This window comes from Klebsiella sp. P1CD1 (genome assembly GCF_003790505.1).
Classification (GTDB): domain Bacteria; phylum Pseudomonadota; class Gammaproteobacteria; order Enterobacterales; family Enterobacteriaceae; genus Klebsiella; species Klebsiella variicola.
Genome location: NZ_CP033631.1, coordinates 4,721,479 through 4,744,327 on the forward strand (window position 1 = coordinate 4,721,479; position 22,849 = coordinate 4,744,327).

22 protein-coding genes are annotated in these 22,849 nt (G+C 57.2%); 13 read left to right on the top strand and 9 right to left on the bottom strand.

The features are described from left to right. The first annotated feature begins 17 nt into the window (after positions 1-17). The 6 genes from gluQRS (at position 18) to panD (ending at position 5,083) form a co-directional block, all read left to right on the top strand. Positions 18-899, top strand: a complete 882-nt coding sequence (gene gluQRS / locus DTA24_RS23415) for a tRNA glutamyl-Q(34) synthetase GluQRS (protein WP_023322074.1) — start codon at positions 18-20, stop codon at positions 897-899. Positions 900-961: 62 nt separating this feature from the next. Further along, positions 962-2,356, top strand: coding sequence for a polynucleotide adenylyltransferase PcnB (gene pcnB / locus DTA24_RS23420; RefSeq protein ID WP_071582539.1), 1,395 nt, complete (start codon positions 962-964; stop codon positions 2,354-2,356). Next, entirely contained in the window at positions 2,353-2,832 is a 480-nt protein-coding gene (gene folK, locus DTA24_RS23425) for a 2-amino-4-hydroxy-6-hydroxymethyldihydropteridine diphosphokinase (protein ID WP_012542831.1), read from the top strand. Before pcnB ends, folK begins: the two co-directional genes overlap by 4 nt. Before the next feature lie 119 nt (positions 2,833-2,951). Beyond that, positions 2,952-3,743 (top strand): 3-methyl-2-oxobutanoate hydroxymethyltransferase, encoded by a 792-nt coding sequence (gene panB / locus DTA24_RS23430; RefSeq protein ID WP_012542832.1) that lies wholly within the window; start codon positions 2,952-2,954, stop codon positions 3,741-3,743. Between the two features lie 11 nt (positions 3,744-3,754). Continuing rightward, entirely contained in the window at positions 3,755-4,609 is an 855-nt protein-coding gene (panC, locus tag DTA24_RS23435) for a pantoate--beta-alanine ligase (protein ID WP_008807394.1), read from the top strand. Between the two features lie 93 nt (positions 4,610-4,702). Continuing rightward, complete coding sequence (gene panD, locus DTA24_RS23440; protein ID WP_004204397.1) at positions 4,703-5,083, top strand: aspartate 1-decarboxylase; 381 nt, start codon at positions 4,703-4,705, stop codon at positions 5,081-5,083. Positions 5,084-5,118: 35 nt separating this feature from the next. Here panD and DTA24_RS23445 read toward each other — a convergent pair whose 3' ends face one another. The 4 genes from DTA24_RS23445 to DTA24_RS23460 form a co-directional block, all read right to left on the bottom strand. Then, positions 5,119-6,372: a polysaccharide deacetylase family protein gene (locus tag DTA24_RS23445; protein ID WP_023297072.1), complete on the bottom strand. Its 1,254-nt coding sequence runs from the start codon at positions 6,370-6,372 to the stop codon at positions 5,119-5,121. Positions 6,373-6,430: 58 nt separating this feature from the next. Beyond that, the gene (locus DTA24_RS23450; protein WP_008807397.1) at positions 6,431-6,871 is read right to left on the bottom strand and encodes a PTS sugar transporter subunit IIA; all 441 of its coding nucleotides are present in this window, start codon (positions 6,869-6,871) and stop codon (positions 6,431-6,433) included. A gap of 122 nt (positions 6,872-6,993) precedes the next feature. Beyond that, positions 6,994-7,764, bottom strand: a complete 771-nt coding sequence (locus DTA24_RS23455) for an ABC transporter permease (RefSeq protein ID WP_008807398.1) — start codon at positions 7,762-7,764, stop codon at positions 6,994-6,996. Beyond that, complete coding sequence (locus tag DTA24_RS23460; protein WP_039102852.1) at positions 7,761-8,687, bottom strand: ABC transporter ATP-binding protein; 927 nt, start codon at positions 8,685-8,687, stop codon at positions 7,761-7,763. Before DTA24_RS23460 ends, DTA24_RS23455 begins: the two co-directional genes overlap by 4 nt. A gap of 184 nt (positions 8,688-8,871) precedes the next feature. Here DTA24_RS23460 and can point away from each other — a divergent pair, with 184 nt between their 5' ends. Continuing rightward, positions 8,872-9,534, top strand: a complete 663-nt coding sequence (gene can / locus DTA24_RS23465) for a carbonate dehydratase (RefSeq protein ID WP_004204385.1) — start codon at positions 8,872-8,874, stop codon at positions 9,532-9,534. Positions 9,535-9,591: 57 nt separating this feature from the next. On the opposite strand, the gene hpt is transcribed toward can, so the two are convergent. Both hpt and DTA24_RS28465 read right to left on the bottom strand, forming a co-directional pair. Next, the gene (gene hpt / locus DTA24_RS23470) at positions 9,592-10,128 is read right to left on the bottom strand and encodes a hypoxanthine phosphoribosyltransferase (RefSeq protein ID WP_004204384.1); all 537 of its coding nucleotides are present in this window, start codon (positions 10,126-10,128) and stop codon (positions 9,592-9,594) included. A 4-nt stretch (positions 10,129-10,132) separates the two neighbouring features. Continuing rightward, positions 10,133-10,252 carry a hypothetical protein gene (locus DTA24_RS28465; protein ID WP_012542835.1) on the bottom strand — a complete coding sequence of 40 codons (120 nt, stop codon included), beginning with the start codon at positions 10,250-10,252 and terminating at the stop codon, positions 10,133-10,135. 79 nt (positions 10,253-10,331) lie between these two features. Here DTA24_RS28465 and DTA24_RS23475 point away from each other — a divergent pair, with 79 nt between their 5' ends. After that, complete coding sequence (locus DTA24_RS23475; RefSeq protein ID WP_008807401.1) at positions 10,332-12,722, top strand: glucose/quinate/shikimate family membrane-bound PQQ-dependent dehydrogenase; 2,391 nt, start codon at positions 10,332-10,334, stop codon at positions 12,720-12,722. 82 nt (positions 12,723-12,804) lie between these two features. Here DTA24_RS23475 and cueO read toward each other — a convergent pair whose 3' ends face one another. Next, on the bottom strand, positions 12,805-14,415 hold the full coding sequence (cueO, locus tag DTA24_RS23480; protein WP_008807402.1) for a multicopper oxidase CueO: 1,611 nt from the start codon (positions 14,413-14,415) through the stop codon (positions 12,805-12,807). A 146-nt stretch (positions 14,416-14,561) separates the two neighbouring features. On the opposite strand from cueO, the gene DTA24_RS23485 reads away from it, so the two are divergent. From DTA24_RS23485 to speD, 5 genes are all read left to right on the top strand, one after another. Further along, positions 14,562-14,909: a YacC family pilotin-like protein gene (locus DTA24_RS23485; RefSeq protein ID WP_002888808.1), complete on the top strand. Its 348-nt coding sequence runs from the start codon at positions 14,562-14,564 to the stop codon at positions 14,907-14,909. Between the two features lie 253 nt (positions 14,910-15,162). After that, on the top strand, positions 15,163-15,573 hold the full coding sequence (locus DTA24_RS23490) for a hypothetical protein (RefSeq protein WP_023297070.1): 411 nt from the start codon (positions 15,163-15,165) through the stop codon (positions 15,571-15,573). Between the two features lie 680 nt (positions 15,574-16,253). Beyond that, positions 16,254-17,516, top strand: coding sequence for an FKBP-type peptidyl-prolyl cis-trans isomerase (locus tag DTA24_RS28475; protein WP_131027579.1), 1,263 nt, complete (start codon positions 16,254-16,256; stop codon positions 17,514-17,516). A 146-nt stretch (positions 17,517-17,662) separates the two neighbouring features. Further along, complete coding sequence (gene speE, locus DTA24_RS23500) at positions 17,663-18,523, top strand: polyamine aminopropyltransferase (protein ID WP_008807405.1); 861 nt, start codon at positions 17,663-17,665, stop codon at positions 18,521-18,523. Positions 18,524-18,547: 24 nt separating this feature from the next. After that, positions 18,548-19,342, top strand: a complete 795-nt coding sequence (gene speD, locus DTA24_RS23505; RefSeq protein ID WP_008807406.1) for an adenosylmethionine decarboxylase — start codon at positions 18,548-18,550, stop codon at positions 19,340-19,342. Positions 19,343-19,499: 157 nt separating this feature from the next. Here speD and yacL read toward each other — a convergent pair whose 3' ends face one another. Continuing rightward, positions 19,500-19,862 (bottom strand): protein YacL, encoded by a 363-nt coding sequence (yacL, locus tag DTA24_RS23510; protein WP_004204373.1) that lies wholly within the window; start codon positions 19,860-19,862, stop codon positions 19,500-19,502. Positions 19,863-20,049: 187 nt separating this feature from the next. Then, positions 20,050-22,647: a bifunctional aconitate hydratase 2/2-methylisocitrate dehydratase gene (gene acnB / locus DTA24_RS23515; protein WP_008807407.1), complete on the bottom strand. Its 2,598-nt coding sequence runs from the start codon at positions 22,645-22,647 to the stop codon at positions 20,050-20,052. Between the last annotated feature and the right edge of the window lie 202 nt (positions 22,648-22,849).

Genomic DNA, 22,849 nt, shown 5'->3' on the forward strand with positions numbered 1-22,849 from the left:
GTTCTGTTGTCCGTAACATGACTGACTCACGCTATATTGGGCGCTTTGCTCCCTCCCCCTCCGGTGAACTCCACTTCGGCTCTTTGATTGCCGCGCTCGGCAGCTACCTGCAAGCCCGCGCGAACCAGGGTATCTGGCGCGTTCGTATTGAAGATATCGACCCGCCGCGCGAAGTCCCCGGGGCCGCCGACACCATTCTGCGCCAGCTTGACCACTACGGTCTGCACTGGGACGGCGAGGTGCTCTGGCAGTCGCAACGACATGAAGCTTACCGCGAGGCGCTGGCCTGGCTGGGTGAACAAGGGCTGAGCTATTACTGCACCTGCACCCGCGCGCGGATCCATGCCGTAGGCGGGATCTACGATGGTCACTGCCGCGACCTCGGGCTGGGGGCGGAAAACGCCGCGCTGCGCCTGCGCCAGACCCGTCCGGTGCTGCAGTTCACCGATCGCCTGCGCGGCACGCTGGTCGCCAACGAGCCGCTGGCGCGCGAGGATTTTATTATCCACCGTCGCGACGGCCTGTTTGCCTACAATCTGGCGGTGGTGGTTGATGACCACTTTCAGGGGATCACCGAGATCGTCCGCGGCGCTGACCTGATTGAGCCGACGGTCCGGCAGATTTCACTGTATCAGCATTTTGGCTGGCAGGCGCCGGACTACCTCCATCTGCCGCTGGCCCTCAATGCTGACGGGAATAAACTCTCTAAACAAAACCACGCACCGGCGCTGCCGGAAGGCGATCCGCGCCCCGAAATTGTCCGGGCGCTCCGGTTTCTTAATCAGGACATCGCCCAGGACTGGCAAGCCCTGAGCATGGACGATTTACTCAGTCAGGCCGTCGCCAACTGGCAGCCCGCAAAAATCGAGCATTCTCAAATGGCTCCCGCTGAGCTATGATTAGCCGCTATTTTTATACTGTACAGTTGATCTGAAGTCCGTCTGACACTACGAGGTGCACCATTTTTACCCGAGTCGCTAATTTTTGCCGTAAGGTGCTAAGCCGTGAGGAGCGCGAGGCAGAAGCCGCCGTCGAACCCATGCCTATGACGGTGATCCCGCGTGAGCAGCATGCTATTTCCCGCAAAGATATCAGTGAAAACGCCCTCAAGGTCATGTACCGCCTCAACAAGGCAGGCTACGAATCCTGGCTGGTCGGCGGCGGTGTCCGCGACCTGCTGCTTGGCAAAAAGCCGAAAGATTTTGACGTCACCACCAACGCCACACCGGATCAGGTGCGCAAGCTGTTCCGCAACTGCCGTCTGGTCGGGCGACGTTTCCGCCTGGCGCACGTCATGTTCGGGCCGGAAATCATTGAAGTGGCCACCTTCCGCGGCCACCACGAAGGGCACACCACCGATCGCGTGACCTCCCAGCAGGGCCAGAATGGCATGCTGCTGCGGGATAACATCTTCGGCTCGATCGAAGAGGATGCCCAGCGTCGCGACTTCACCATCAATAGCCTTTATTACAGCGTGGCTGACTTTACCGTTCGCGACTACGTCGGCGGCATGAAGGATCTGCAGGACGGCGTGATCCGCCTGATCGGCAATCCGGAAACCCGCTATCGCGAAGATCCGGTACGCATGCTGCGCGCGGTGCGCTTTGCCGCCAAGCTGGATATGCGTATCAGCCCGGAAACGGCTGAACCACTGCCGCGCCTGGCCACCCTGCTCCACGACGTGCCGCCGGCACGCCTGTTCGAAGAGGTGCTTAAGCTGCTGCAGGCCGGGTATGGCTACCAGACCTACATGCTGCTGCGCGAATACAACCTGTTCCAGCCGCTGTTCCCGACCATCACCCGCTACTTTACCGAGCGCGGCGACAGCCCGATGGAGCGGATCATCAGCCAGGTGCTGAAGAACACCGATAACCGCATTCATAACGACATGCGCGTCAATCCGGCCTTCCTCTTCGCGGTGATGTTCTGGTATCCGCTGCTGGAGACGGCGCAAAAAATCGCCCAGGAGAGCGGCCTGGCGTACTACGACGCCTTCGCTCTGGCGATGAACGATGTCCTGGACGAAGCCTGCCGTACGCTGGCGATCCCTAAACGCATCACTACCCTTATTCGTGATATCTGGCAGCTGCAGCTGCGCATGTCCCGTCGCCAGGGCAAACGCGCCTGGAAACTGATGGAGCATCCGAAATTCCGTGCCGCCTACGATCTGCTGGAGCTGCGCGCCGGGGCGGAAAACAACAGCGAACTGCAGCGTCTGACCAAATGGTGGGGCGAATTCCAGGTCGCCGCGCCGCCGGAACAAAAAGACATGCTCAACGACCTCGGGGACGATCCGGCGCCACGCCGTCGCCACCGTCGTCCGCGCAAACGCGCGCCGCGTCAGGGTAACGCATGACCCTGGTCTATATCGCGCTTGGCAGTAACCTTGCTTCTCCGCTGGAGCAGGTGCAGGCAGCCATCCGCGCGCTGGGCGATATTCCGCACAGCCGCGTGGTGAACGTCTCTTCGTTCTACCGCACGCCGCCGCTGGGCCCGCAGGATCAGCCGGACTATCTCAACGCCGCCGTCGCGCTGGAAACCACCCTGGCGCCCGATGCGCTGCTCGATCACACTCAGCGCATCGAGCTGCAGCAGGGTCGGGTGCGCAAAGCTGAACGCTGGGGACCGCGCACGCTCGACCTCGACATCATGCTGTTTGGCGATGAGGTCATCAATAGCCCGCGCCTGACCGTTCCGCACTATGATATGAAAAACCGCGGCTTTATGCTCTGGCCGCTGTTCGAGATCGCTCCGGATCTCCATTTTCCTGACGGCCCTGCGCTGCGCGCCGTGCTGGATGATCTGGGCGCGGAAAAACCCGCGAGCTGGTAATCCCCTCTCCTTTTTTAGCATTTGCGGCGATCGTCGTAATCGGTTGCCCAAAATCATTGCCCCTCTGAATGCTGCTGTTAGAATGCCGGTTAATATGACTTTCATCATCAGGAAATGTTATGAAACCGACCACCATTGCCCTGCTGCAGAAATGCAAACAGGAAAAGAAGCGCTTTGCCACCATTACCGCCTACGACCATAGCTTCGCGAAGCTGTTCGCCGATGAAGGCATTAATGTGCTGCTGGTGGGCGATTCCCTGGGAATGACGGTACAGGGTCACGACTCCACCCTGCCGGTCACCGTGGAAGATATCGCCTATCACACCCGCGCCGTCCGCCGCGGTGCGCCGAACAGCCTGCTGCTTGCCGACCTGCCGTTCATGGCCTACGCCACCCCCGAACAGACCTTCGAAAATGCGGCCATCGTGATGCGCGCTGGCGCCAATATGGTCAAACTCGAAGGCGGCGCCTGGCTGGCCGATACCGTGAAGATGCTGGCGGAACGCGCGGTGCCGGTTTGCGGCCACCTCGGCCTCACGCCGCAGTCGGTAAACGTATTCGGCGGGTATAAAGTGCAGGGGCGCGGCGATGCAGCGCAGACCCTGTTTGACGACGCATTAGCGCTGGAAGCGGCTGGCGCGCAGCTGCTGGTGCTGGAGTGCGTCCCGGTAGAACTGGCGAAACGCATTACCGACGCCCTGACCATTCCAGTGATCGGCATCGGCGCGGGCAACGTCACCGACGGGCAGATCCTGGTGATGCATGACGCATTCGGGATCACCGGCGGCCACATCCCTAAATTCGCCAAGAATTTCCTTGCCGAAGCGGGCGACATCCGCGCCGCGGTACGGCAGTATATTGCCGAAGTTGAATCCGGGGTCTATCCGGGCGAAGAACACAGTTTCCATTAAGGAGTCTTGTTGTGCTGATTATTGAATCCGTGCTGCTGCTGCGTCAGCATATCCGCCGTCTGCGTCAGGAAGGTAAGCGTATCGCGCTGGTTCCGACGATGGGCAACCTGCATGATGGTCATATGAAGCTGGTTGATGAGGCTAAAGCCAGCGCGGACGTGGTGGTGGTCAGTATTTTCGTCAATCCGATGCAGTTTGACCGCGCCGACGACCTGGCGCGCTATCCGCGTACCCTGCAGGATGATTGCGAAAAGCTGAACAAGCGCCATGTCGACTTTGTCTTCGCGCCGACGCCGGCGGAAGTCTACCCGCAGGGCACCGAAGGCCAGACCTACGTCGACGTCCCAGGCCTGTCCACTATGCTGGAAGGCGCCAGCCGCCCGGGCCACTTCCGCGGCGTGTCGACCATCGTCAGTAAGCTGTTCAATCTGGTTCAGCCGGACGTCGCCTGCTTCGGCGAGAAAGATTTCCAGCAGCTGGCGCTGATCCGCAAGATGGTCGCCGACATGGGCTACGATATCGAGATTATCGGCGTGCCAATCGTCCGCGCGAAAGATGGCCTGGCGCTGAGCTCGCGTAACGGCTACCTGACCGCCGACCAGCGCAAAATCGCTCCCGGCCTCTACAAAGTGCTGAGCGCGGTGGCGGAAAAACTGGCCGCCGGCGATCGCCAGCTCGATGAGATCATCGCTATCGCTGAACAGGAGCTGAATGAAAAAGGCTTCCGCGCCGACGACATTCAGATCCGCGATGCCGACACCCTGCTTGAGCTGACGGATGCCAGCCAGCGCGCGGTGATCCTGATGGCCGCCTGGCTGGGTCAGGCCCGCCTGATCGACAACCAGATCGTCACGCTCGGTCAGTAGACAGCGGGTAAAAATCGGGCAATACTTGCCCGGGCTTTTCTCAGGGCGGACGACCTGTCCGCTCTGCTACATTAAGGTTGAAGGGTAGAAGTTATGATGCGTAATATGCTGCAGGGCAAGCTCCACCGCGTAAAAGTCACGCAGGCTGACCTGCACTATGAAGGTTCATGCGCCATTGACCAGGATTTCCTGGATGCGGCCGGTATTCTGGAGAATGAAACCATTCACCTCTGGAACGTCACCAACGGCAACCGTTTCTCCACCTACGCCATTGCCGCCGAGCGGGGCTCCAGAATCATCTCCGTCAACGGCGCCGCCGCGCACTGCGCCAGCGTCGGCGATATCCTGATCATCGCCAGCTTCGTCACCATGTCGGACGAAGAGGCGCGCCGCTGGCAGCCCAACATCGCCTACTTCGAAGGCGACAATGAAATGAAGCGCCAGGCGAAAGCCATTCCGGTGCAGGTCGCCTGATGACCGCGGCGCTGCGCTCAGGCACAGCGCCGGTATTACCCCTGCGGCTGGTTACTGATCAGCCGCGACATCGTCTCCAGCGAATCCGTGCGTAAGATATATAACCGCTTTAGCAGAAACGGATTGTCCCCCGGCTTCACCTTCCCACGCACCGTCGTCACCGCCATATGAAACCCGGCGTCATTCGCCGCCTGCACCGCCGTGGCGTTATAGCCGCCGAAGGGATAGGAAAGGTAGAGAACATGCGGATTAAACTGGCTGAGCGCCCGGCGCGAGCGGGCGAAATCAAACAGAATATTATGGTAATTGCGGCTGAATAAAATCGGCCGGCGGCCGGCGTCAACCCGATGCAGGAAGTGGGTATGCGACTGAATATCAAAAACATCCTGGATCTGCCGGAGTTCAGAAATACTCATGAACTGCAGCGATTTCGGATCCCATTTCTGCGGATGGCGCTTAATACGCGAGGAGATAATAAACGCGGTGGCATGAAAACCGTACTGCTTTAGTACCGGATAGGCGTAACGGTTTACCGATTTCAGGCCGTCATCGAAGGTGATGACCACTGCCCGCGCCGGAAGGTTGATTTTATTACGCACATAGCCTTCCAGCTGATACAGGGTCAGCGTGGTATAGCCCTGATCGCGCAGCCAGGTCATCTGGTTGTTGAAGGCGCGTACCGAGGTCGTGGTCGAGGTATGGCGGAAACGGGTGTTCTCTTCGTCGCGCAGAATGTGATGATAGGTCAGTACGGGAATACCATTATCTTCCTGTGCATCCAGACTGCTGACCCACGCCAGCCGGTCGCCAATGCGGATCTGAAACCAGGTCTGATTGAGCCGGTCTTTTAGCTTGCTGAGGATCGGATAGCGCAGGTTAGTGGCCAGCGTACCAAACGGCACGCTGCTCACGGCGGGTGTGTTGTAGAGCGGCGTATCTTTCCAGGTGAGCAAATTCTGGTTACTCAACGGTTTATTGAGATCCCCCAGTCGGTCCTCCACTCGCTGCTTACCCTGTACCGGCTCGAGGTGGCCTTTATCAATAAACCCGGTGCCGAAGCCGAAGCGAAATTCATAATAGTCAGCCGCCGTCGGGACGACCGCGAGGATCTGCCCGGCACGCACATTGCCGACGCTGACCACATGATTCCCCACCTGCGCCCAGATAACCGCGTCTTCGGTGGTTTGCATATAGCGCACAGGCTTGCCCTGCTGGCTAAGCAGACTGGCGGAAGCGCTGAGCGAGGTCAGTAAAAGAAGCAGCGTAAAAAATCGGGCAAGCATGCGCATCGAACCGGTAAACCATCAACGGCAGTTATTGTAACAAAAGCAGCATCTGTCACGCTGCTTAATTTCCGAAGGTATCATGGCGCAAGCGGAACGGGGGATTCTTCTGCTGCTGATGCCACAAGCTGCTCACCATTGGCCCGCCCGCGCTGACGATGGCCTGGCGAAACGCCTCGCTGCTTAACGTGTTCCGCAGCAGATACATTCGCTCAAGTAATGAATAGCTGACGCCGGAGATCACTTCGCAGTGGGTATGTTTGTGGCTCATCAGCGCCGCGGCCCGATAAGGCGCCGCGCCGGTTCTGTCGGTCAGGAAAATGACCCCGTCCCCGGAGTCGGTGGCATGCAGCGCATCGCACATCATCCGGCTCAACATATTACTGCTAAGATTGCGCCAGTAATTGACCGCCCGGCACTGGGCCAGCGGACCAAATTTTCGTTCAAGACGATCCAGCATCTCCTGCGCCAGCTCATCGTGGCAGGTAATGACCCAACCAAGCATGCTTCCCTCCTTAGCCAGCCAACAATGTAGCAAGGGGAGGATGGCGTATCGGTGATGGCGGTCAAAGATAAGCGGTTAGCGCTTCGCGTATTGGCATCAGGAAGCGCTAACCGTGATGAGCATCAGCTGCGCAGGCCGCGGCCGCGCTGGATTAACGACCAGCAAAGCAGATAGAAGGCGACGATGAAGACCACCAGCACCGCAAAGGTGGTCACCAGCGGCACATCGTTGATACCCAGGAAGCCGAAGCGGAAACCGCTGATCATGTAGACGATGGGATTCAGATGCGACAACCCCTGCCAGAACGGCGGCAGCAGGGTCAACGAGTAGAACACCCCGCCGAGGTAGGTCAGCGGCGTCAGCACAAAGGTCGGGATCAGGCTAATGTCGTCAAAGGTCTTGGCAAACACCGCGTTCAACAGACCCGCCAGCGAGAACAGCACCGCGGTGAGGATCAGCGTCAGGGCGACAAACAGCCAGGAGTGAACCTGGAACGGCACAAAGAACAGCGATACCGCCGTCACCAGGATCCCCACGCACAGTCCGCGCGCCACGCCGCCGCCAACGTAGCCAGCGATGATCACATGCGTCGGCACCGGCGCCACCAGCAGCTCTTCAATATTGCGCTGAAACTTGGCGCTGAAGAACGACGAGGCGACATTGGCATAAGCGTTGGTGATCACCGCCATCATGATCAGGCCCGGCACGATAAACTGCATATAGGTAAAGCCGTGCATCTCGCCGATGCGCGACCCGATCAGGTTGCCGAAAATCACGAAGTACAGGGTCATGGTGATCACCGGCGGCACCAGCGTCTGGATCCAGATGCGCATAAAACGGTGGATCTCTTTGGTCCAGATGCTTTTCAGCGCGACCCAATAAAGCTGCATCATGCTGACTCTCCTTTTCGCTCATGCACCAGCGTGACAAACAGCTCTTCCAGACGGTTAGCTTTGTTACGCATACTCAGTACCTGCACCCCCTGGGCGCTCAGTTGGGCAAAGACGCTGTTAATCCCCTGCTCGCGCAGAACCTCGACTTCCAGCGTCGAGGTATCGACCAGTTGATACTGGTAGCCTTCGAGCTTCGGTACCGGGCTTTTTGGCGCGAGGTCGAGAATAAAGGTCTCTGACTTCAGCTTCGACAGCAATGCTTTCATCGAGGTGTTTTCCACCAGCGCGCCGTGCTGGATGATGCCGATGTTGCGGCATAGCATTTCGGCCTCTTCGAGATAGTGGGTGGTCAGGATAATGGTGGTTCCGCGATCGTTCAGATCCTTAAGAAAGCCCCACATTGAGCGACGCAGTTCAATATCGACGCCAGCGGTCGGTTCGTCGAGGATCAGCAGCTTCGGCTCATGCATTAGCGCGCGGGCGATCATCAGGCGACGCTTCATCCCGCCGGAGAGCATCCGCGCGCGTTCGTTGCGTTTTTCCCACAGATCGAGCTGTTTTAGGTATTTTTCGCTGCGGGTGACAGCTTCTTTGCGTTCGACGCCGTAGTAGCCCGCCTGGTTAACGACAATCTGCTGCACGGTCTCGAACGGGTTGAAGTTAAATTCCTGCGGCACCAGGCCAAGCTGACGCTTGGCATTGACGACGTCTTTTTCCAGATCGTAGCCAAAGACATTGACCTGACCGGAGGTTTTATTCACCAGCGAACTGATGATGCCGATAGTCGTGGATTTTCCGGCCCCGTTCGGCCCCAGCAGGGCATAGAAATCCCCCGCCTCGACCTGCAGGTCGATTCCCCGCAGCGCCTGAACCCCGCCGGGGTAGGTTTTTTTGAGCTGTTTTAATTCCAGAGCAATGGTCATTAAATATCTCTTCTCGTGTCGTGACACGTCATTAACCCGCCTGACTCACGTTTGCGTTCTACTGGCGCTGGCGCCGCCAACGCATCGGTAGCCTGACGTATCACGGGTTAAGATGGTTTTAAAAAAGGTGAGCTTACCCTATATTAGCGCAACGCACTTACTTGGTTACAGGCCGATAACGTCCATGAATGATATAGATACACTCATCAGCAATAATGCACTATGGTCAAAAATGCTGGTGGAAGAGGACCCCGGCTTTTTTGAGAAACTGTCGCAGACGCAGAAACCGCGCTTCCTTTGGATTGGCTGCTCTGACAGCCGCGTTCCCGCTGAGCGACTTACCGGCCTGGAACCTGGCGAACTGTTTGTCCATCGTAACGTCGCTAACCTGGTGATCCACACCGACCTGAACTGCCTGTCGGTGGTGCAGTATGCCGTCGATGTCCTCGAAGTCGAGCACATTATTATTTGCGGCCACTACGGCTGCGGCGGCGTGCAGGCGGCGGTGGAAAACCCGGAGCTGGGGCTTATCGACAACTGGCTCCTGCATATCCGCGATATCTGGTTCAAGCACAGCTCACTGCTAGGTGAAATGCCGGAGGAGCGCCGTCTGGATACCCTTTGCGAACTCAACGTGATGGAGCAGGTGTACAACCTGGGACATTCGACGATTATGCAATCGGCGTGGAAGCGCGGACAGAAGGTCACCATCCACGGCTGGGCATATGGCATTCACGACGGGCTGCTGCGCGATCTGGATGTCACCGCCGTGAGCCGGGAAACCCTCGAACAGCGCTATCGCCACGGCATCTCCAACCTCAAGATCAAGCACATCAACCACAAATAGCCTTCAGGCTTAGCCCCCCTGAAGAGCGCAGCGCGCGCTGTCCTGGGGGGATATCTCTTACTCGTCCAGCAGGGTAACTTTGCCAATATACGGCAGATGACGGTAGCGCTGGGCGTAGTCGATACCGTAGCCCACCACGAACTCGTCCGGAATGGCGAAACCGACGAACTCAACCGGGACATTCACTTCACGACGGCTTGGTTTATCCAGCAGCGTACAAATGGCCAGCGATTTCGGCTCGCGCAGGCTGAGGATCTCACGCACTTTAGACAGGGTATTGCCGGAGTCGATGATGTCTTCCACGATCAGTACGTCTTTACCACGGATGTCTTCATCCAGATCTTTGAGGATTTTCACATCACGGGTAGTGGACATGCCGCTGCCGTAGCTGGAGGCGGTCATAAAATCGACTTCATGCGGCACCTGCACTTCACGGCACAGGTCGGCCATGAACATAAATGAGCCGCGCAGCAGCCCCACCAGCACCATTTCGCTGCCGCTGTCCTGGTAATGTTCGTTGATTTGACGACCCAGTTCCGCGATGCGCGCTTTGATCTCGGATTCCGGGATCATCACTTCTACAGTATGTTTCATAAGACTAACCATTTGATTCTAAATATAAATCATCAAAGCCGCTGCTTTCGCCCCGACGATGACCGGCAAGCCACCCAGTATACCAGCAAAAAGAAATCTTCGGTGCAGGGATTAATAAAGCCATATTTGTGATTCCGATCACACTTGTTAAAACCTATAATTAATTGCAGTTAAAAAATTAACAAACACATGAGTAACTTTCTATGGCTGAAACAAAGTCTCAACAATCAAGGCTCCTGGTGACGCTGACTGCGCTATTTGCAGCGTTCTGCGGCCTCTATCTTTTAATCGGCGGAGCATGGCTGGTCGTGCTTGGCGGCTCCTGGTACTACCCTATCGCCGGTCTGGTGATGCTGGGCGTGACCGTAATGCTGCTGCGCGGCAAACGCGCTGCGCTGTGGCTGTACGCTGCGCTGCTGCTGGCGACCATGATCTGGGGCGTCTGGGAAGTCGGCTTCGACTTCTGGGCGCTGACGCCGCGTAGCGATATCCTCGTCTTCTTTGGCATCTGGCTGATCCTGCCCTTTGTCTGGCGTCGTCTGCCGGTGCCTTCCGCTGGCGCCGTTGGCGCGCTGGTCGTCGCCCTGCTGATCAGCGGCGGCATGCTGACCTGGGCTGGTTTTAACGACCCGCAGGAAGTCAACGGCACCCTGAGCGCCGACGCCACCCCGGCCGCGCCGATCTCCAACGTTGCCGACGGCGACTGGCCGGCCTATGGCCGCAACCAGGAAGGCCAGCGCTTCTCTCCGCTGAAGCAGATTAACGCCGACAACGTGAAGAACCTGAAGGAAGCCTGGGTATTCCGCACCGGCGACCTGAAGCAACCGAACGACCCGGGTGAAATCACCAACGAAGTGACGCCGATTAAAGTCGGCGACACGCTCTTCCTGTGTACCGCCCACCAGCGTCTGTTCGCGCTGGACGCGGCCACCGGTAAAGAGAAGTGGCATTTTGACCCGCAGCTGAACGCCGATCCGTCGTTCCAGCACGTCACCTGCCGCGGCGTCTCTTATCACGAAGCCAAAGCGGATAACGCGCCTGCCGACGTCGTCGCCGACTGTCCGCGCCGTATTATCCTGCCGGTGAACGATGGCCGCCTGTTCGCGGTGAACGCCGACAACGGTAAGCTGTGCGAAACCTTTGCCAATAAAGGTATTCTCAACCTGCAGACCAACATGCCGGTCACCACGCCGGGTATGTATGAACCCACTTCTCCGCCGATTATCACCGATAAAACCATCGTGATTGCCGGCGCGGTCACCGATAACTTCTCAACCCGCGAGCCGTCTGGCGTCATCCGCGGCTTTGATGTGAATACCGGTAAACTCTTGTGGGCCTTCGATCCGGGTGCGAAAGATCCGAACGCCATCCCGAGCGATGAACATCACTTCACGCTCAACTCACCGAACTCCTGGGCGCCTGCCGCCTACGACGCTAAGCTGGATCTGGTCTATCTGCCGATGGGCGTGACCACCCCGGATATCTGGGGCGGCAACCGCACGCCGGAGCAAGAGCGTTACGCCAGCTCGATTGTGGCGCTGAACGCCACCACCGGTAAGCTGGCCTGGAGCTACCAGACCGTCCACCACGATCTGTGGGATATGGATATGCCCTCCCAGCCGACGCTGGCTGACATTGAGGTTAATGGTAAAACCGTACCGGTCGTCTATGCCCCGGCGAAAACCGGCAACATCTTCGTACTGGATCGCCGTAATGGCGAGCTGGTGGTCCCGGCCCCGGAAAAACCGGTTCCGCAGGGCGCTGCCAAAGGGGATTACGTCGCCAAAACCCAGCCGTTCTCCGATCTGAGCTTCCGTCCGAAGAAAGATCTGACCGGGGCGGACATGTGGGGCGCCACTATGTTCGACCAGTTGGTGTGTCGCGTGATCTTCCACCAGATGCGCTATGAAGGTATCTTCACCCCGCCATCTGAGCAGGGCACTCTCGTCTTCCCGGGTAACCTGGGGATGTTTGAATGGGGCGGTATCTCCGTCGATCCGAACCGTCAGGTGGCTATTGCCAACCCGATGGCGCTGCCGTTCGTCTCTAAACTGATCCCACGCGGCCCGGGCAACCCGATGGAGCCGCCGAAAGATGCGAAAGGCTCTGGCACCGAGTCCGGCGTGCAGCCACAGTACGGTGTCCCGTACGGCGTCACTCTGAATCCGTTCCTGTCGCCGTTCGGTCTGCCGTGCAAACAACCGGCCTGGGGCTATATCTCCGCGCTGGATCTGAAAACCAACGAAGTGGTATGGAAAAAACGTATCGGTACTCCGCAGGACAGCCTGCCGTTCCCGATGCCGGTTAAGCTGCCGTTCACCATGGGGATGCCGATGCTTGGCGGTCCGATCTCCACGGCCGGTAACGTCCTGTTCATCGGCGCGACCGCAGATAACTACCTGCGCGCGTACAATATGAGCAACGGCGAGAAGCTGTGGGAAGCCCGTCTGCCAGCCGGCGGTCAGGCCACCCCAATGACCTACGAAGTGAATGGCAAACAGTATGTTGTCATCTCTGCCGGCGGTCACGGCTCGTTCGGTACCAAAATGGGCGATTACATCGTCGCCTATGCGCTCCCGGATGACGCCAAATAAAACGCAAAACGGCAACGAAAGTTGCCGTTTTTTTTGTGTTTATCCCTTCTCCCCATGGAAGATGGCAGCAGGCCGCAGAGCCCTAAACCGTGAATCCCAACATCATCCCGGTGTCTTCATGCTCCAGCAGGTGGCAGTGGGCCATATAGGCAAACTCCTTCGGCGCCGGATGATCAAACTTCACCAACACTTCACTGACGTCACCTTCCACGCGGACGGTATCTTTCCAGCCGCTGCGGTGCGCGGCTGGCGGCTTGCCGTTCTCGCTGAGGATACGGAACTGGGTGCCGTGGATATGGAACGGATGCAGCATCATGTCGCCCTTACCCGATATCACCCAGCGCTCATACTGGCCTCTGGCCGCGGCAAACATCGGCACATTCATGTCGAAGGCTTTGCCGTTGATGCGGTTGGCGTTATGGAAATCAAACCCCTTGCCTGACGACATGCCATGATCCCGACCAGCCTCGTGGTTCATATTGCTCATATTGCTCATGTCGCCATGGTGCATATTGCTCATGTCGCCCATGCCGCCATGCCCCATCATGCCGTGGTCCATTCCCGCCATCGCCTGGTCGCCATACTTCTCCATCAGCGCCTGCATGCCCATCCTGTCGAGCATCGGATCCATCGACAGCTGGAGCTGACGCTGCGTCAGCCCCGTCAGGGACGGTAACGCCGGCAGCGTGGCCAGCGTATCCAGCAGTTTGCCGGAGGCGGGAATGACCAGCGGCTGAACGCGCAGCACCGGCTGCGGTTTATCAAAAGGCGCAATGGCCATGCCCATCTGGCTCACCGGCAGGGTCACCAGATCGAAAGGTTTACCGTCGCTGGTGTCCACCAGCACCTCAAAGCGTTCCCCCATCAACACCGGCAATTCATCGACCTTCACCGGCTCGGCCAACAGACCGCCGTCACTGGCCACCACGTACAGCGGACGCTTATCGCTGGTGGCAAAATTGAGGGAACGGGCATTACAGCCGTTTAGCAAGCGCAGACGTAGCCAGCCCCGTGGGGCGGCATGTTCGGGATAGAGAGCGCCATTGGTCAGCAGCGTATCGCCAAACCAGCCGACAGCGGCGCTCATCACATCCAGCTGGTAGTCGATCTCGCCGGCGGCGGTGAACTTCTTGTCCTGGACAATCACCGGCACATCATCGATTCCCCATTGCTTAGGCAGCAGCAGGCGTCCGCTCTCTTCATCCTCGATCAGCACCAGGCCGGCCAGCCCCATCGCCACCTGCCGGCCGGTGGTCCCATGTTGATGCGGATGAAACCAGCAGGTGGCCGCCCGCTGCGTCGGCGTGAAGCTCACCGTACGGGTGGCGCCCGGGGCGATAACCCCCTGCGGTCCGCCGTCGACCTCGCCCGGGACCTCCAGGCCATGCCAGTGCAGCGTGGTCTCTTCCGCCAGCTGGTTGGTAATGTCAACCGTAATGGTCTTCCCCTGCGTCAACTGTAGCGCAGGACCCAGCAGTGAACCGTTATAGCCCCAGGTGGTGGCGTGCAGAGCGCCAAACTGTGTTTTGCCCGCCTGGATCGTCAGGGCGATACGGTTGCGCGCATCGGCCGTTAACAGCGTCGGTATCGGCAGAGCCGGGCGACTGGCCGCAAAAACCGCACGGCTCCATAGCGGTAATGCGCTGGCCACGCTAACCGCGGCGGTCAGTTTGAGGAAGTCTCGACGTTGCATATTCACATCCTTTTTATTCTGCGGGCGAATATTTGAGCTTAAACCCTACCGTAACGGGAAGGTCAAGCAGAAGAGTAAGAATAAAGATCGGCGCTGTGTAAAGAAGTATGCTAATTTGAAGCGTCGGTGATCTAATGGTAGAAAAAATGAAGACGCTTTTCAGAACAATGGTACTCGGCAGCCTGCTTGCTCTCTCCGCCAACAGCTACGCGCTCAGCGAATCAGAAGCAGAAGATATGGCTGATTTAACCGCGGTTTTTGTGTTTCTGAAAAACGACTGTGGCTACCAGAACCTGCCCAATACACAGATCCGACGCGCGCTGGTGTTCTTTGCCCAACAGAACCAGTGGGACCTGAGCAACTACGACAGCTACAACATGAAAGCGCTTGGCGAGGATAGCTACCGCGATCTCAGCGGTATTAACATCCCGACGGCGAAAAAATGCAAAGCGCTGGCCCGCGATTCGCTCAGCCTGTTGGCTTACGTCAAATAATGACCGGCGCGGACGGTCACGCTCCGCGCCTTTGCCGTTTCATTTGTCACATTTAAATATTTATATCTATATTTATTATTGTATATAAACAAACATTATTTAATTGCAAACCTATCAATTCGCCAAATAAATTAAACCCCTAATAATGATGAATGACTAAAAAACTAATAAAATATCATTATCCATATATTGCAAAATAAAAATCACCCTTCTAGAATCCGGTGAAAATATCCCTACTTCATGGACTGAAATTGTGAATATCTCGCCGACTCTCTGTATTATCCCGCTCGCCGCACTTTTATTAGTGGGCTGTAGCAATACCTCTTCTCGCCAGCAGGTAAAACCGATCACCACGCCGCTCACATCACAGCAGCAGGCTGAGCAGGAGCGAGCGGCCAGCGAACAGGAGCGTATTGAGTCCTGCCGAAAGGCGCTGGATTCACTTAAAGAGGTGAACCCACAGCAGGCAACTAAACTCAGCAATGAGTTCAATGCCCTGGTGCGTTCGGCATCGCAATACAACAATGTGCGCGATAAAGTGGCCGATCCCACCCGACTGGGCATTGACTCCATGTACCAGTTTAAATCCATCAAACTGTGTTCCGATATCCAGAAAACGCTGATCGATACCCTGGTACAGCGTGGTGAAAACAAACTGCCATGAACAAACCCGCCACGCTGACCCCTAAAGCACCACTGCTGATGCTCGTCGCGGCGCTGGCGCTTTCAACCTCATTCTACGCCGGTGCTACGCCGGCTTTTCTCGATTACGCCCAGCAGCAAACTCAGCAAGCTCAAGCGCAAGAAGAGAAAAGCTCTGCGGCCACAGCAAAGCAAGCGTCAGACGCTCGCCAGAACGCGGACAATAAAAAAACGACGGCCAATAACGCACAGTTGCAAAAAAGAATCGCCAGCCAACAGGCAACGATTGCGCAAAAAGATAAAATTATCCAACAATTAAAAAAACAGCTTACCGCCACACCAGCCACGGATACATCCATTGCGAATGAGCAAGCGGCGTTAAATAATAAAATAAAGCAATTACAGCTCGCCTTAACCGCCGCCACGGCGGAAAATGAGACGTTAATTAAAAAGGAAGTCGTTGCCCGGAATAATACTCTGCAACAGAGCCAGGTTGCCGCACTTAAGCAGATCCAACAATTAACGTCGCAGCTTCAGAGCGTCGAAGCGGAAAATAAACGGCTCAGCACCAGCCTCACCACGCTGAATACAGATAAACAAACGCTGACCTCCCGGCTGGCCGCCGCGGAAAAAGCACAGCAGACCGCACTCGGCCAGCTCACCGCCCTCGACACAGACAAGCAGACACTCACCGCCCGGCTGATGGCTGCGGAAAAAGAGAAACAGGCCGCCCTCGACCAGGCCAAAGCCCTTAACGCCGACAAACAGCCGCTGGCCACCCGACTGGCCGTGGTGGAAAAAGAGAAGCTGGCTGCCCTCGAGCAGGTTAAAGCGCTGACCACCGATAAGCAGTCGCTGACTATCCGGCTCGCCGCTGCGGAGAAGGCACAGCAGGCCGCCCTCGACCAGGCCAAAACACTGAACGCTGATAAACAGCCGCTGGCCAGCCGACTGGCCGCGGCGGAAAAAGAGAAGCTGTCCGCCCTCGACCAGGTCAAAGCGCTGACCACCGATAAGCAGTCGCTGACTATCCGGCTCGACGCCGCGGAGAAAACACAGCAGGCCGCTCTCGACCAGGTCAAGGCGCTAAACGCCGACAAGCAGTCGTTAACCGCCCGGTTGGCCGCCGCGGAAAAAGCGCCAACAACCCGCCCTGACACCGCTGCAGCGCCAAAAAATGAGCCGCCGGAAATGGCGGCGGTTGTTGCAGCCTACCGCCTGCAGGCGGATAAAGACAACGCCCAGCTACGGATGAAAGAAGATGAAATCCAACTGCTGAGAACACAGCTTTCTGTACAGTCTAAAACGCGCAGCGGCGAGAGCGCCGCCGCCAAACTCAGCGCATCGGGAGAACAGCAGGCTTATGCGATCGGCGCCTCGATGGGAGCAGAAGCCCTTAACGTTCTCACCACCCGTCGCACTCAGGGAATTACCGTCGACGCCGGGCTGGTGCTGCGGGGTATCGAAGATGCTTTTAGCGGCCAGCTTCGTCTCGGAGAACAGGAGCGTAACAAGGCGCTGTTTGACGTCTCGCAGCAGGTTTTCCAGAACCTGAATAAAATCGAGCAGAAAAACATCAGTGCCGGTAAGAAATATCAGCAGGCGTTTGCGCGCAAAAAAGATGTGGTCTTCAAAGATGGCGTCTACAGTCGCGTCGATTATCCGGGCAAAGGAAAAATAAGCGGTAACGATCTGGTCACCGTAGTAATCAAAGAGATGCTGACGGACGGGACAGTGATCAACGATATGGAAGCGAAAGATCAGGCGCTCACCCAGAAGCTAGATGCCTATCCCCCGGTGTTTCGCGGCCCGCTGCAACGCCTGCAGAACCATGGCTCCTTGACGCTGGTCGTCCCGCCCGAAAAAGCCTATGGCAGTAAAGGATTACCGCCGAAAATCCCGCCAGGCGCCACCATGGTTTATTCCGTGCGGATAGTAGATAGCCAACCCGCACCGGCGAAATAACCCTCCCCCCACCGCTCTCCCCGGGCGGTGGCGGTTATTCCTGCCGCATTGCTGCAATAACCGCCGTGCATCCTCATCTATAGTTGTCTATGATGTTGCACTCGTTTTACGGGTGTAACAGATGTTAACGAAGGAGGAGCCTCACCGTGGCCGATAATCCACTGTGGCATGAAACGCTGCATGACCATTTTGGTCAGTACTTTAGCGTTGATAACGTGCTGTACCACGAAAAAACCGATCATCAGGATTTGATCATCTTCGACAACCGCGCCTTTGGCCGGGTGATGGCGCTGGATGGCGTCGTGCAAACCACCGAACGCGATGAGTTTATCTATCACGAAATGATGACCCACGTGCCGCTGCTGGCCCACGGCAACGCGAAGCATGTCCTGATCATCGGCGGCGGCGACGGCGCGATGCTGCGCGAAGTCTCTCGTCACCGTAGCATCGAAACCATCACCATGGTGGAAATCGATGCCGGGGTGGTCTCATTCTGCCGTCAGTACCTGCCCAACCATAGCGCCGGGGCCTACGACGATCCGCGCTTCACGCTGGTGATTGATGATGGCGTCAATTTTGTTAACCAGACGACGCAAACGTTTGACGTGATCATTTCGGACTGTACCGACCCTATCGGTCCGGGCGAAAGCCTGTTCACCTCGGCTTTTTATGAAGGCTGCAAACGCTGCCTGAACCCGGGGGGCGTGTTCGTTGCCCAAAACGGCGTTTGTTTCCTGCAGCAGGACGAAGCGGTCGGTAGCCATCGCAAACTGAGCCACTATTTTCGCGACGTCAGCTTCTACCAGGCGGCCATCCCAACCTATTACGGCGGGATCATGACTTTTGCCTGGGCGAGCGACAACGAGGCGTTGCGCCATCTCTCCAGCGAAATCATTCAGGCGCGCTTTCACAAAGCCAACCTGACCTGCCGTTACTACAATCCGGCAATCCATACGGCGGCCTTCGCCTTACCACAATATCTGCATGATGCTTTGTCCGCACCGTGACGCGAAGTAAGGGGGTGAACTAAATTGAAAAAATTGAAGCTGCATGGCTTTAACAACCTGACCAAAAGCCTGAGTTTTTGTATCTACGATATCTGTTACGCCAAAACGGCAGAGGAGCGTGACGGCTACATCGCTTATATCGACGAACTCTATAATGCCAATCGCCTGACGGAGATCCTGACAGAAACCTGTTCTATTATTGGCGCCAATATCCTGAATATCGCCCGCCAGGATTATGAACCCCAGGGCGCCAGCGTGACCATTCTGGTCAGCGAAGAGCCTGTCGATCCCAAGCTTATCGACCAGACCGAACATCCAGGTCCGTTACCGGAAACCGTGGTCGCCCATCTCGATAAGAGCCATATCTGCGTGCATACCTACCCGGAGAGCCATCCGGAAGGTGGACTGTGCACCTTCCGCGCCGATATCGAAGTCTCTACCTGCGGGGTCATTTCTCCGCTTAAAGCGCTGAACTATCTGATCCACCAGCTGGAATCGGACATTGTGACCATTGACTACCGCGTGCGCGGCTTTACCCGCGATATCAATGGGATGAAGCATTTTATCGATCATGAAATCAATTCGATTCAGAACTTTATGTCCGATGACATTAAGTCGTTGTATGACATGGTCGATGTGAACGTTTATCAGGAAAATATCTTCCATACCAAAATGTTGCTCAAGGAGTTCGACCTTAAGCACTACATGTTCCATACCCGACCGGAAGAATTGACCGCCGAAGAGCGCAAGGTCATTACCGACCTGCTGTGGAAAGAGATGCGCGAGATTTACTACGGCCGCAATATTCCTGCCGTGTAATATTGGAAATGCCCGGCGGCGCTTGCGCTTGCCGGGCCTGGGATTCTGCGCCGCCTGGTCGCCCGGGTAAGGCACCAGCCGCTACCCGGGGATTTCCCCTGCTCACGCTACGCTTAGCAGGGCTACGCTCTTGCGCCACCCGACATAAAAGGCGTCATTAACGCTGCTGCATAAATTCACGATAAGCGGCAACGACCTGCAGGAAATCCTCCACGCCGCAGAGAGAGAGACTTTCTTCGTCGTAGTAGCTCATCCCCTCCTCGATTTCGTCGCCGGAAAACTCCAGCTGATTGGCGCGGATCATCACCTCTTCGCCATCCAGCCACAGCGTATATTCATGGCCAGCCCGCTGCCAGGAACGTTCACTGCCCTTCACGGTGCGTGCAGCCTGCTCTACTTCATCAAGCAGGGCAAGATTGTCTTTCACCTCTTCGTTGAACCAGTGGCCGATCGCCTCGTGATCCATCGACATTCGCACCTTTACCACTCCGGTAATATCGCGCAGAAATTCGTAGTCCATAGTCTTTTCCTCTGCAAGGGCAATGCGTCACCGCTGCACTGTACCCATGCAGTAATTATCGCAGCAGACAGAAAGAAAAAAAGCGTAACGGGCAGGAGGTTTGGAAATAAAAATGCCCGGTGATGCAATGTTCACCGGGCATTGGGGAGTTTATCGCCAAACGGTCAGCCGGGCTGACCGAATGGTTTTACACCGCGGTCTGGAAGATCACGCCGTCAGCTTTTTCAGTGTACTGATCCAGCTGGTTGAAGTTCAGATAACGGTAGGTATCTTCCGCTGTCTTATCCACCTGCGCCACGAAGGTCTGGTACTCTTCCGGCGTCGGCAATTTGCCGAGCAGAGAAGCCACCGCTGCCAGCTCGGCAGAGGCCAGATAGACGTTAGCGCCGGTACCTAAACGGTTCGGGAAGTTACGGGTGGAGGTGGAGACCACCGTCGCACCGTCGGCCACGCGAGCCTGGTTACCCATACACAGGGAACAGCCAGGGATTTCGATACGCGCCCCGCTCTTACCAAACACGCTGTAGTAGCCTTCTTCGGTCAGCTGCGCGGCGTCCATACGGGTTGGCGGCGCCACCCACAGGCGAGTCGGCAGCTGGCCTTTGTGGCTGTCCAGCAGCTTACCGGCGGCACGGAAGTGGCCGATGTTGGTCATGCAGGAACCGATGAACACTTCGTCGATCTTCTCGCCCTGCACGTCAGACAGCAGACGGGCATCGTCCGGATCGTTCGGCGCGCACAGGATTGGCTCTTTGATATCCGCCAGATCGATGTCGATCACTGCCGCGTATTCCGCGTCAGCGTCGGCTTCCAGCAGCTGCGGATCCGCCAGCCATTTTTCCATGCCCTGGATACGGCGTTCCAGCGTACGGCGGTCGCCGTAGCCTTCGGCGATCATCCACTTCAGCAGGACGATGTTGGAGTTCAGGTACTCAACGATCGGCTCTTTGTTCAGCTTGATGGTGCAACCGGCAGCAGAACGCTCAGCGGACGCATCGGTCAGTTCAAATGCCTGCTCGACTTTCAGATCCGGCAGACCTTCGATCTCGAGGATGCGACCAGAGAAGATGTTTTTCTTACCTTTCTTCTCAACGGTCAGCAGGCCCTGCTTGATGGCATACAGTGGGATGGCATGAACCAGGTCGCGCAGGGTGATACCCGGCTGCATTTTCCCTTTGAAGCGCACCAGCACCGATTCCGGCATATCCAACGGCATCACGCCGGTCGCAGCGGCGAAGGCCACCAGACCAGAGCCCGCCGGGAAGGAGATACCGATTGGGAAACGGGTATGGGAGTCGCCGCCGGTACCCACGGTATCCGGCAGCAGCATGCGGTTCAGCCAGGAGTGGATAACGCCATCGCCCGGACGTAGAGAAACACCGCCGCGGTTCATGATGAAGTCCGGCAGGGTATGGTGCGTGGTCACGTCAACCGGCTTCGGATAGGCTGCGGTGTGGCAGAAGGACTGCATCACCAGGTCAGCGGAGAAGCCCAGGCACGCCAGGTCTTTCAGTTCATCACGGGTCATTGGACCGGTGGTGTCCTGAGAACCGACGGAGGTCATTTTCGGCTCGCAGTAGGCGCCCGGACGGATACCGGCAACGCCGCAGGCGCGGCCAACCATTTTCTGCGCCAGAGAGAAGCCGCGGGTGCTTTCCGCCACGTCTTTCGCCTGACGGAAGACGTCGCTGTGCGGCAGCCCCAGCGCTTCGCGCGCTTTGGTGGTCAAGCCGCGGCCGATGATCAGCGGAATACGGCCACCGGCGCGCACTTCGTCGATCAGCACATCGGTCTTCAGCTCGAAGCTGGCCAGCAGTTCGTTGGTTTCGTGGTTACGCACTTCACCTTTGAACGGGTAAACGTCAATCACGTCGCCCATGTTCAGGTTTGACACATCAACTTCGATAGGCAGCGCACCCGCATCTTCCATGGTGTTGAAGAAGATTGGCGCGATTTTGCCGCCCAGGCACAGACCGCCGCCGCGCTTGTTCGGCACGTTCGGAATATCGTCGCCCATAAACCACAGCACCGAGTTGGTCGCGGATTTACGCGAGGAACCCGTACCGACCACGTCGCCGACGTAGGCCAGCGGATAGCCTTTCTGCTGCAGGGCTTCGATTTGTTTAATCGGGCCGACGACGCCCGGCTGGTCCGGATCAATTCCTTCGCGGGCGTTTTTCAGCATCGCCAGCGCATGCAGTGGGATATCCGGGCGCGACCAGGCATCCGGCGCCGGAGACAGGTCATCGGTATTGGTTTCGCCGGTGACCTTGAAGACGGTAACGGTGATTTTCTCTGCCAGCTGCGGGCGGTTCAGGAACCACTCAGCGTCAGCCCAGGATTGCATGACCCGTTTAGCATGCTCGTTACCTGCTTTTGCTTTCTCTTCTACGTCGTAGAAGTTATCGAACATCAGCAGAGTATGAGACAGCGCTTTCGCGGCAATCGGCGCCAGTTTCGCGTCGTCCAGCGCATCGATCAGCGGATGAATGTTGTAACCACCCTGCATGGTGCCCAGCAGTTCAACGGCTTTTTCAGGGGTTACAAGAGGGGAGGTCGCTTCGCCTTTGGCGATCGCGGCAAGGAATCCAGCTTTAACATAGGCGGCTTCGTCGACGCCCGGCGGTACACGGTTAATCAGCAGGTCTAACAGGAATTCTTCTTCGCCCGCAGGCGGGTTTTTCAGCAGTTCTACCAGCGCGGCCATTTGGGTTGCATCTAAGGGTTTGGCAACAATCCCCATGGCGGCACGCTCAGCTACGTGCTTACGGTATTCTTCTAGCACGACGGTTCTCCTCGCTTCTCATTGTCATAATGCGGCCTACACGTCTTCAATCAATCTGCTTCGGTATTGGCAGTTTGCCGCCTTGACGCATCTTGAAGGATTTAGTGGCTGGGCGATTTTCTTCACGCTCCTGTGAGACAGCAGTTTGTAGGGTAAATGCCCGATACCGCGTCGGCAGCATAGCAGGATTTTTGAAAGGTGT

What these genes read in the sequence shown, in the direction of transcription:
- DTA24_RS23485 (WP_002888808.1), top strand. Translation starts at nt 14,562, where the DNA reads ATGAAGACGCTTTTCAGAACAATGGTACTCGGCAGCCTGCTTGCTCTC.
- cueO (WP_008807402.1), bottom strand. Translation starts at nt 14,415, where the DNA reads ATGCAACGTCGAGACTTCCTCAAACTGACCGCCGCGGTTAGCGTGGCC.
- DTA24_RS23455 (WP_008807398.1), bottom strand. Translation starts at nt 7,764, where the DNA reads ATGATGCAGCTTTATTGGGTCGCGCTGAAAAGCATCTGGACCAAAGAG.
- panB (WP_012542832.1), top strand. Translation starts at nt 2,952, where the DNA reads ATGAAACCGACCACCATTGCCCTGCTGCAGAAATGCAAACAGGAAAAG.
- DTA24_RS23475 (WP_008807401.1), top strand. Translation starts at nt 10,332, where the DNA reads ATGGCTGAAACAAAGTCTCAACAATCAAGGCTCCTGGTGACGCTGACT.
- DTA24_RS23450 (WP_008807397.1), bottom strand. Translation starts at nt 6,871, where the DNA reads ATGCTTGGTTGGGTCATTACCTGCCACGATGAGCTGGCGCAGGAGATG.
- DTA24_RS28475 (WP_131027579.1), top strand. Translation starts at nt 16,254, where the DNA reads ATGGCTGCGGAAAAAGAGAAACAGGCCGCCCTCGACCAGGCCAAAGCC.
- DTA24_RS23445 (WP_023297072.1), bottom strand. Translation starts at nt 6,372, where the DNA reads ATGCGCATGCTTGCCCGATTTTTTACGCTGCTTCTTTTACTGACCTCG.
- hpt (WP_004204384.1), bottom strand. Translation starts at nt 10,128, where the DNA reads ATGAAACATACTGTAGAAGTGATGATCCCGGAATCCGAGATCAAAGCG.
- DTA24_RS28465 (WP_012542835.1), bottom strand. Translation starts at nt 10,252, where the DNA reads ATGGCTTTATTAATCCCTGCACCGAAGATTTCTTTTTGCTGGTATACT.
- DTA24_RS23460 (WP_039102852.1), bottom strand. Translation starts at nt 8,687, where the DNA reads ATGACCATTGCTCTGGAATTAAAACAGCTCAAAAAAACCTACCCCGGC.
- can (WP_004204385.1), top strand. Translation starts at nt 8,872, where the DNA reads ATGAATGATATAGATACACTCATCAGCAATAATGCACTATGGTCAAAA.
- gluQRS (WP_023322074.1), top strand. Translation starts at nt 18, where the DNA reads ATGACTGACTCACGCTATATTGGGCGCTTTGCTCCCTCCCCCTCCGGT.
- yacL (WP_004204373.1), bottom strand. Translation starts at nt 19,862, where the DNA reads ATGGACTACGAATTTCTGCGCGATATTACCGGAGTGGTAAAGGTGCGA.
- panD (WP_004204397.1), top strand. Translation starts at nt 4,703, where the DNA reads ATGATGCGTAATATGCTGCAGGGCAAGCTCCACCGCGTAAAAGTCACG.
- folK (WP_012542831.1), top strand. Translation starts at nt 2,353, where the DNA reads ATGACCCTGGTCTATATCGCGCTTGGCAGTAACCTTGCTTCTCCGCTG.